Genomic DNA, 9,224 nt, shown 5'->3' with positions numbered 1-9,224 from the left:
GCTTCACTTCATTTGCCGTGATCAGCTTATGGCGGGACTTGCACCCGCAGGAGTGCGCCCATGCTGGGCGCACAAAAGAAACGCCACGGACTTTCGTCCGTGGCGTTGTCGCACCCCGGGGACCGCGACTTCAGCGAACCGGAGCGGTCGCCCGCCCGGCCCGCCGTCGCGCTTACCCGTTCGTCGCCGCAGCCGACGCAGGCGCCGGGGCGGCCGCCTTGTCGTAGTCGACCGTCTGGTCCGGCGCGCGCGGCGTCTCGCCGGCCTGCTGGATCCAGCCGCCGCCCAGTGCGCGGTACAGGTCGACCAGGTTCGTCCAGCGGGCCAGACGCGCGTTGATCAGCGACTGCTGCGCACTGTACAGATCGGTTTGCGCGGTCAGCACCGACAGGTAGCTGTCGACCCCGTTCTTGTAGCGCAGGTCCGACAGATCGAAACGACGCTGCTGCGCGTGCTCGTTGCGCTGGAGCGCGGCGATCTGCTGGTCGTACGTGCCGCGTGCCGCCAGCCCGTCGGACACTTCGCGGAACGCCGACTGGATCGCCTTCTCGTAGTTGGCGATCTCGATGCGCTTCTGCACGTTCGCGAGGTTCAGGTTCGCGATGTTCTGTCCACCTTCGAAGATCGGCATCGTGATCTGCGGCGCGAACGACCATGCGGCCGTGCCGGCCTTGAACAGCCCGCCGAGCGTCGGGCTCCCGGTGCCGAACGCGCCCGTCAGCGAGATGCGCGGGAAGAACGCCGCGCGCGCCGCGCCGATGTTCGCGTTCGCGGCCAGCAGCGTCTGCTCGGCCTGCATCACGTCGGGGCGACGCGTCAGCAGGTCCGACGGCAGGCCGGCCGGCACGTCCGTCAGCAGGTTCTGCGCGTCGAGCGGCATGCCTGCGGGCAGATCGTCCGGCAGCGGCTCGCCGATCAGCAGCACCAGCGCATTCAATGCCTGCGCACGCGCACGCGCCTGGGCCTGCTGGTTCGACAGCGCCTGCTCGACCACCGTCTGCGCCTGACGCAGCTCGAGCTCGGAGCCCGTGCCGTTGTCGAACTGCAGCTTCGTCAGGTCGTACGACGCCTGCGCGGTCTTCAGCGTGTCTTCCGTGACCTTCAGCAGATCGTCGGTCGACAGCAGCGTCAGGTACTGATCCGCGACCTGCGACACCAGCGAGATCTCGGTGGCCTGCCGTGCATACGACGTCGACAGGTACTGCGCGAGCGCCTGGTCCTTCAGGCTCTGCACGCGGCCGAACAGGTCGAGCTCCCACGACGCCGACAGCCCGACGTTGTAGGCGCGCGAAATGTAAGGCGCACCCGTCTGCGAAAGACCCTGCGGCACGCGCTGGATATTGCCCGTGCCGGTGCCGTCGAGCGTCGGGAACAGCCCGGCGCGCGTGATCTGGTACTGCGCGCGCGCCGCCTCGATGTTCAGCACCGCGACGCGCAGGTCGCGGTTGTTCTTCAGCGCGATCTCGATCAGCCGCTGCAGGCGCGGATCGACGAAGAATTCGCGCCAGCCGATGGCGGTCGCCGCCTGGCCGTTCGCGCTGCGCGCGCCGGCAGCACCCGGCTGCGTCGCATAGACGCCGTCGGCCGGGTACGCCTGCGCGACGGGTGCGTCGGGCCGCTTGTAGTGCGGCGCCATCGTGCAGCCCGTGGCAAGGAGCGCGACCGCGATTGCAGTCAAAGCGTGTTTTTGCATCATCACTGTCCCTTGTTGCCTTCGTCGCCGTTGCCCGGCTTCTCTTCGTGGTGCGAGTGCTGCTGAGCCAGGCGCAGCGCGTCGTCGACGTCTTCCTTCTCGCCGCTGAAGATCGCGCGAATCTTCACGAAGAACATCGGGATCATGAAGATCGCGAGGAACGTCGCCGTGATCATCCCGCCGATCACGCCGGTACCGATCGCGTGCTGGCTCGCCGAACCCGCGCCGTTACTGATCGCGAGCGGCATCACACCGAGAATGAACGCGAGCGACGTCATCAGGATCGGACGCAGCCGCAGGCGCGCCGCTTCCAGCGCGGCCTCGATCGGCCCCATCTTCTCCGTCATCTGCAGTTCGCGCGCGAACTCGACGATCAGAATCGCGTTCTTCGCGGACAAGCCCACCGTGGTCAACAGGCCGACCTGGAAGAACACGTCGTTCTCGAGGCCGCGCATCGTCGCCGCGAGCAGTGCGCCCACGACGCCGAGCGGCACCACCATGATCACCGAGAACGGGATCGACCAGCTTTCATACAGCGCCGCGAGACACAGGAACACGACCAGGATCGAGATCGCGTACAGCACCGGCGCCTGCGAGCCGGACTGGATTTCCTGGAACGACAGGCCGGTCCACGAATAGCCGATACCGACCGGCAGCTTCTTCGCGAGCCCTTCCATCGCTGTCATTGCCTGACCGGTCGACTTGCCCGGTGCGGCCTGACCCTGGATTTCCATCGCCGACACGCCGTTGTAGCGCTCGAGCTTCGGCGACCCGTACGTCCAGTGACCGCTCGCGAACGCGCCGAACGGCACCATCCCGCCCGACCCGTTGCGCACGTACCAGATGTTCAGGTCGTCCGGCGTCATCCGGAACGGCGCGTCCGACTGCACGTACACCTTCTTGATCCGGCCGTCGGTGTCGAGGAAGTTGTTCACGTACTTCGACGCCCACGCGATCGAGAACGTCTGGTCGATCGCATCCGCCGTCACGCCGAGCGCGTTCGCCTTCTCGCGATCGATGTCGACCTTGTACTGCGGCGTATCGTTCAGCCCGTTCGGACGCACGCCCTGCAGCGTCGGATCCTTCGCGGCCATCCCGAGCAACTGGTTACGCGCGGCCATCAGCGCGTCGTGGCCGAGACCGGCGTTGTCCGTCAGCTCGAAGTCGAAGCCGGCGGCCGTGCCGAGTTCCGGAATCGACGGCGGGTTGAACGGGATCACGAGCGCGTCCTTGTAACCCGCGTAGCGCCCGAACATCCGGCCGATCAGCGCCTGCACCTTCTGGTTCGCATGCTGGCGCTGCGCGTAGTCCTTCAGCCTGACGAACACGAGACCCGAGTTCTGGCCGCGGCCGGCGAAGCTGAAGCCGTTGACCGTGAACGCCGATTCGACAATATCCTTCTCGTCCTTCAGCAGGTAGTCGGAGATGTTCGCGAGCGTCTTCGCGGTCGTTTCCTGCGTCGAGCCCGACGGCGTCTGCACGATCACGAACATCAGGCCCTGGTCTTCATCGGGCAGGAACGACTTCGGCAGGCGCACGAACAGCAGGCCGACCGCGACGATCACCACCAGATAGATGATGAGCCAGCGGCCCGAGCGCTTGATCACGTGGTGCACGCCGACGTGGTACTTCTCGCGGCTGTTGTCGAACGTACGGTTGAACCAGCCGAAGAAGCCCTTCTTCTCTTCGTGATGCCCTTGCGGGATCGGCTTCAGGATCGTCGCGCACAGTGCCGGCGTCAGAATCAACGCGACGAGCACCGACAGCACCATCGCCGACACGATCGTCAACGAGAACTGACGATAGATCGCGCCGACCGAGCCGCCGGAGAACGCGACCGGCACGAACACCGCCGACAGCACGAGCGCCACGCCGACGAGCGCGCCGGTGATCTGGCCCATCGCCTTGCGGGTCGCCTCCTTCGGTGACAGCCCCTCTTCCGCCATCACACGCTCGACGTTCTCGACCACCACGATCGCATCGTCCACCAGCAGGCCGATTGCGAGCACGAGGCCGAACATCGACAGCGTGTTGATCGAGAAGCCCACCAGCGACATGATCGCGAACGTGCCGAGCAGCACGACCGGCACCGCGATCGTCGGGATGATCGTCGCCCGCAGGTTCTGCAGGAACAGATACATCACGAGGAACACCAGCACGATACCTTCGAGCAGCGTCTTAACCACGTCCTCGATCGACAGCTTCACGAACGGCGTCGTGTCGTACGGATACTTCACGACGAGGCCATGCGGGAAGAACGGTGCGAGCTCGTCGATCTTCGCGCGCACGGCCTTCGCGGTCGCGAGCGCGTTCGCGTTGGTCGCGAGCTGGATACCGAAGCCCGCGGTCGGCTGACCGTTGTACTTCGTGTCGAAGTTGTAGTTTTCGCCGCCGAGCTCGATCTTCGAGACGTCCTTCAGGCGAACCTGCGAGCCGTCCTGGTTGACCTTCAGCAGGATGTTGCCGAACTGCTCGGGCGTCTGCAGCAGCGTCGATTCGGTGATCGTCGCCTGCAGCACGGTGCCCGGCGTGGCCGGCGTGCCGCCGATCTGGCCGCCCGCGATCTGCACGTTCTGTGCGGCGATCGCGGTCGACACGTCGACCGGCGTGAGGCCGTAGTTCGTCAGGCGGGTCGGGTCGAGCCAGATCCGCATCGCGTACTGCGAGCCGAACAGCGTGACGGTACCGACGCCGTTCAACCGGCTGATCGGATCCTTCACGTGCGACGCCACGAAGTTCGCGAGGTCGTACTTGTTCATGCTGCCGTCTTCGGAGTTGAAGGCGAGCACCAGCAGGAAGCTGCTGCTCGACTTCGTCACCGACAGACCGAGCTGCTGCACGACCTGCGGCAGAACCGGCGTCGCGAGCGACAGCTTGTTCTGCACCTGGACCTGCGCGATGTCGGCGTTGGTGCCCGGCGCGAAGGTCAGCGTGATCGTCGCGTTGCCCGAGTCGTCACTCGTCGACGACATGTACAGGAAGTTGTCGAGACCGCTCATCTGCTGCTCGATCACCTGCGTCACCGTGTCTTCCACGGTCTTCGCGGAAGCGCCCGGGTAGTTCGCGGTGATCTGGATCGATGGCGGCGCGATCGTCGGATACTGCGAGATCGGCAGCGTGAAGATCGACGCGACCCCGGCCAGCATCAGGATGATGGCGATCACCCACGCGAAGATCGGGCGATCGATAAAAAACTTTGCCATGAAACAGGCTCCCTGTTATTTCGCGCTCGAAGCAGCGGCGGCGCTCGCCGGCGCTGCACCCGATGCGGCGGCGCCCGAGGCAGCGGCGCCCGACGCGGTAGCGCCCGAAGCGGCGGCGGCGGCCGGCGCGGTCGATGCGGCCGCACCCGATGCCGCATCGGCGGCCGGCAACTGCGCGGCGACCGACTTCACCGTCGCGCCCGGACGAACCTTCTCGACGCCCTGCACGATCACGCGGTCGCCCGCTTGCAGGCCGCCTTCGACGATCCAGTTCTGACCTTGCATGCCGGTTGTCTTCAGCGGACGCGGCTCGACCTTGTTGCCCGCGTTCACGACCAGCGCGATCGCCTGGCCCTTCGCGTCATGCGTAACGCCGATCTGCGGCACCAGGAACGCGTTCTCGTTCACGCCTTCCTCGATCCGTGCGCGCACGAACATCCCCGGCAGGAGCACGCGGCCCGGGTTCGGGAACACCGCGCGGATCGTCACCGAGCCCGTCGTCTGGTCGACCGTCACGTCGGAGAACTGCAGCTTGCCGGCGTCGGAATAGGTCTTGCCGTCCTCCAGGATCAGCGACACCTTCGCCGCGCCCGGGCCGCTCGTCTTCAGGCGGCCGCTCTGCACGTCCTGGCGCAGCTTCAGCCCCTCGAGGCTCGACTGCGTCAGGTCGACATAGACCGGATCGAGCTGCTGCACCGTCGACATCAGCGTCGCCTGGCTCGCCTGCACGTAGGCGCCCGGCGTGACTTGCGAAATGCCGACGCGGCCGGTGATCGGCGACACGACGTCCGTATAGCCGAGGTTGATCTGCGCGGTATCGACCGCTGCCTTGCCGGCCGCGACGTCCGCCGCGGCCTGGCCCTGCGTGGCCACCGCGTTGTCGTATTCCTGCTTGCTGACCGCGTTCGCGGCCACCAGCACCTTGTAGCGCGCGACCAGCGCGTTCTGCGTGACGAGGTTCGCCTGCGCCTTCGCGAGCGTCGCCTTCGCGCTGTTCAGCTGGGCGATGTACGGTGCCGGGTCGATCTTGTAGAGGCGCTGGCCGGCCTTGACGTCGCCGCCTTCGGTGAATTCACGGCGCAGCACGATGCCGTCGACCCGCGCACGCACCTGCGCGACGAGGAAGGCGCTGGTGCGGCCCGGCAGCTCGGTGAAGACCGGCACGGATTGCGGCTGGACGGTGACGACACCGACTTCCGGCGTTTGCGGCGGCGGTGCCGATTCTTTTTTTCCGCAGGCAGCCAGGAAAACCGCGGCTGCCGCGACAGTGATCAAGCGGTATGGAACCCGTTCGACGCGCATGGAGCGACCTCTGTTTGTAACCAATGGAATGAGTGCAGCGCCCCGCGGGAGCGCAACACGGATGCGCCTCGCGGCGCAGATCGAACACCTGAATTACGGGACTGCTGGATACAGCAAGTCGGCACGAAACCTCCGTGCCGACGAGATGCCGCGAACTGCGGACTGGTACTTTGGCGGGAATCAGCAGAGTGGGATATTAACTGATTGCCACTTGGGCCATTCGATCGTAGGGTGGTATTGTATATACATTCACGAATGTATGTAAAAAGCCCGATCGCCCGTCGCGACCCGCCCAATCTTACGAATTGTTTCAAGTCGAGAGCATAGCGGCTCCCGGAGACGGCGACGAGGGTGCAGACCCCTATATTCACCTACGATCGATTCATTCAGGCCTGCACATGGTCAGACGTACCAAGGAGGAGGCGCTCGAGACGCGCAACCGCATTCTCGATGCCGCCGAGCACGTGTTCTTCGAGAAGGGCGTGTCGCACACGTCGCTCGCGGACATCGCCCAGCACGCCGGCGTGACGCGCGGCGCGATCTACTGGCATTTCGCGAACAAGAGCGAGCTGTTCGATGCGATGTTCGACCGCGTGTTCCTGCCGATCGACGAGCTCAAACGGATGCCGCTCGACGCGCCCGGCGGCAATCCGCTCGACAAGATCCGCAAGATCCTGATCTGGTGCCTGCTCGGCGTGCAGCGCGACTCGCAGTTGCGACGCGTGTTCAGCATCCTGTTCATGAAGTGCGAATACGTCGCGGACATGGAGCCGCTGCTGCAGCGCAACCGCGCGGGGATGAGCGAGGCGCTGCACGCGATCGATGCCGATCTCGCGGTCGCCGTTCAGCTCAAGCTGCTGCCCGAGCGGCTCGACACGTGGCGCGCGACGCTGATGCTGCACACGCTCGTCAGCGGTTTCGTGCGCGACATGCTGATGCTGCCCGACGAAATCGACGCCGAGCAGCATGCGGAACAACTCGTAGACGGCTGCTTCGACATGCTGCGCTACAGCCCGGCGATGCTGAAGACGGGCGACTGACGGGCGCCCCGCCGACGGCGCGACGTGCGCCGTTTCATCGTCACCGGCCGGGCGATCCGGCCATGCACGGGCGGCCGGCGCCGCGCCGCCCGATCGACTCCTCTGCTTTCCCCGGTTCGCTCAGGCCGCCTTCGGGCGTTGCGCGCGGGCCCGCCGGTTCGACGCGGCCACCGAATCGCGCGTCGGCATCGCCGCGCCGCCGAGTCCCGCGATCCATGCGTCGGTCGACATCACGGCCGCGAAATTCGACTGGAACACCACCGTGTACGCGCGGTGAATCTCCTCGGCGCTCGCCGCGCCCGCTTCGTTCTCATACGGCAACGCGCCGGTCGCGTCCGTCAGGTATTCGACCGCGAGCCCCGCGTGCGCCGCGTGATAGACCGTCGCCGCATTGCAGTTGTGCGTCATGTAGCCGACGACCGACAGCGTGTCGATGCCGTGCGCGTCGAGCCACGCGGCGAGATCGGTGCCGGCGAACGCGCTGGCCTGCCCCTTCACGATCAGGTGCGCATGCGGCCGGTCGGAGACGACCGGATGCAGCGCGACGCCGTCCGTGCCGGGCGCGAAGATCGGCGCCCCCGCCGGCGCGACGTGCTGGACAACGATCACGGGCACGCCGGCCGCATGCGCGGCGTCGATCGCACGACCGATGTTCGCGAGCGAAGTGTCGACGGGCGGATACTCGATCGGCAGGTTGCCCGTCACGTATTCGTTCTGGACATCGATCACGATCAGGGCACGGCGGGAAGCGGAAGGCGATACGGCGTTCGACATGGCAGGCTCCGGGTTCGGCCGCGCCGCCCCGCTCCGGAACGGGGCGGACAGCAGCGCGATGCGATGCATTGTCGGATCGCATCGCGCTTGCCGACAGTGGCCCGATAGCCATTCTTCGATAGAATCGGGCCACCGCCATTCCGGAGCCCGTCATGCGCGCCGCTGCGCCGCCCGTTGCCCCCGCCCCGACCGTCGTCGCCGTGATCGCGTACGACGGCATCAGCCCGTTCCACCTGTCGGTGCCGTCCGTCGTGTTCGGGAGGGAGCGCGATGCGGCCGCGGCGCCCGCGTTCGAGTTCCGCGTGTGCTCGGCCGAGCGCGGCCCGCTGGCGACGACGGGCGGCTTCACGATCACCGCGCCGCACGGGCTCGACGCACTCGACGACGCGGACATCGTCATCGTGCCGGCGTGGCGCGATCCCGCCGAAGCGCCGCCGGACGTGCTGGTCGACGCGGTACGCGCGGCGGCCGCGCGCGGCGCGCAGGTCGTCGGCCTGTGCCTCGGCGCGTACGTGCTCGCCGCGGCCGGGCTGCTCGACGGGCGCCCGGCCACGACGCACTGGGCGTGGGCCGACGACTTCGCGCAACGCTTTCCGCGCGTGAAGCTCGACCCCGACGTGCTGTACGTCGACGACGGCAGCCTGATGACGTCGGCCGGCACGGCCGCGGGGCTCGACTGCTGCCTGCACGTGGTGCGGCGGCGTTTCGGCTCGGACGCCGCCAACCAGATCGCGCGCCGTCTCGTGATCCCGCCGCACCGCCAGGGCGGGCAGGCGCAGTACGTGCCGCAGCCGGTCGCCGCGCATCCGCGCGACGCGCGGCTCGCGGGCCTGCTCGACTGGGTGCGCGCGCATCTCGACGTCGCGCACAGTGTGGATTCGCTTGCCGAACGCGTACTGATGAGCCGGCGCACGTTCACGCGCCACTTCCGCCAGGCGACGGGCATGACCGTCACCGCGTGGCTGCAGGCCGAACGGCTCACGCGTGCGCAGCATCTGCTGGAGACCACCGGACAATCGATCGACGCGATCGCGCAGGCGGCCGGCTATGGCTCGAGCGTGTCGCTGCGCCAGCATTTCGCGGGCGCGCTCGGCACGTCGCCGTCGGCATATCGGAGGGAATTTCGCGGCACCGGGCCCGACGCGCGGCGCTAGTGTGGCCGCCGGGCCACCGCGCCGCCGGGCCGCCGGCGCTCGGCCGGGCAACCCGCTA

General features: G+C 67.2%; 6 protein-coding genes. 2 read left to right on the top strand and 4 right to left on the bottom strand.

The window, feature by feature from the left end; genetic code table 11:
* Positions 1–172 precede the first annotated feature (172 nt).
* From SB786_RS12620 to SB786_RS12610, 3 genes are read right to left on the bottom strand one after another with little or no spacing between them, the layout of a single operon-like run.
* Positions 173–1,696 carry an efflux transporter outer membrane subunit gene (locus SB786_RS12620; RefSeq protein ID WP_410727741.1) on the bottom strand — a complete coding sequence of 508 codons (1,524 nt, stop codon included), beginning with the start codon at positions 1,694–1,696 and terminating at the stop codon, positions 173–175.
* The gene (locus SB786_RS12615) at positions 1,696–4,896 is read right to left on the bottom strand and encodes an efflux RND transporter permease subunit (RefSeq protein ID WP_410727740.1); all 3,201 of its coding nucleotides are present in this window, start codon (positions 4,894–4,896) and stop codon (positions 1,696–1,698) included. The genes SB786_RS12620 and SB786_RS12615 overlap by 1 nt, the downstream gene beginning before the upstream one ends.
* 15 nt (positions 4,897–4,911) lie before the next feature.
* Entirely contained in the window at positions 4,912–6,198 is a 1,287-nt protein-coding gene (locus SB786_RS12610) for an efflux RND transporter periplasmic adaptor subunit (RefSeq protein ID WP_410727738.1), read from the bottom strand.
* Between the two features lie 398 nt (positions 6,199–6,596).
* Between SB786_RS12610 and SB786_RS12605 the strand changes: the two genes are divergently transcribed.
* Positions 6,597–7,238 (top strand): TetR family transcriptional regulator, encoded by a 642-nt coding sequence (locus SB786_RS12605; RefSeq protein ID WP_006762523.1) that lies wholly within the window; start codon positions 6,597–6,599, stop codon positions 7,236–7,238.
* 120 nt (positions 7,239–7,358) lie between these two features.
* Here SB786_RS12605 and SB786_RS12600 read toward each other — a convergent pair whose 3' ends face one another.
* A complete protein-coding gene (locus SB786_RS12600) occupies positions 7,359–8,012 on the bottom strand; it encodes a cysteine hydrolase family protein (RefSeq protein ID WP_410727737.1) in 654 nt (217 codons plus the stop codon).
* A 152-nt stretch (positions 8,013–8,164) separates the two neighbouring features.
* Here SB786_RS12600 and SB786_RS12595 point away from each other — a divergent pair, with 152 nt between their 5' ends.
* A complete protein-coding gene (locus SB786_RS12595) occupies positions 8,165–9,166 on the top strand; it encodes a helix-turn-helix domain-containing protein (protein ID WP_410727736.1) in 1,002 nt (333 codons plus the stop codon).
* The last annotated feature ends 58 nt before the right edge of the window (positions 9,167–9,224 follow it).

The organism is Burkholderia sp. SIMBA_062 (assembly GCF_046534765.1).
Taxonomy (GTDB): Bacteria; Pseudomonadota; Gammaproteobacteria; order Burkholderiales; family Burkholderiaceae; genus Burkholderia; species Burkholderia ambifaria.
The sequence above is the reverse complement of the archived record's forward strand: the minus strand, read 5'-3'. Positions and strand labels throughout refer to the sequence as shown.

What these genes read in the sequence shown, in the direction of transcription:
- SB786_RS12600 (WP_410727737.1), bottom strand. Translation starts at nt 8,012, where the DNA reads ATGTCGAACGCCGTATCGCCTTCCGCTTCCCGCCGTGCCCTGATCGTG.
- SB786_RS12595 (WP_410727736.1), top strand. Translation starts at nt 8,165, where the DNA reads ATGCGCGCCGCTGCGCCGCCCGTTGCCCCCGCCCCGACCGTCGTCGCC.
- SB786_RS12615 (WP_410727740.1), bottom strand. Translation starts at nt 4,896, where the DNA reads ATGGCAAAGTTTTTTATCGATCGCCCGATCTTCGCGTGGGTGATCGCC.
- SB786_RS12610 (WP_410727738.1), bottom strand. Translation starts at nt 6,198, where the DNA reads ATGCGCGTCGAACGGGTTCCATACCGCTTGATCACTGTCGCGGCAGCC.
- SB786_RS12620 (WP_410727741.1), bottom strand. Translation starts at nt 1,696, where the DNA reads ATGATGCAAAAACACGCTTTGACTGCAATCGCGGTCGCGCTCCTTGCC.
- SB786_RS12605 (WP_006762523.1), top strand. Translation starts at nt 6,597, where the DNA reads ATGGTCAGACGTACCAAGGAGGAGGCGCTCGAGACGCGCAACCGCATT.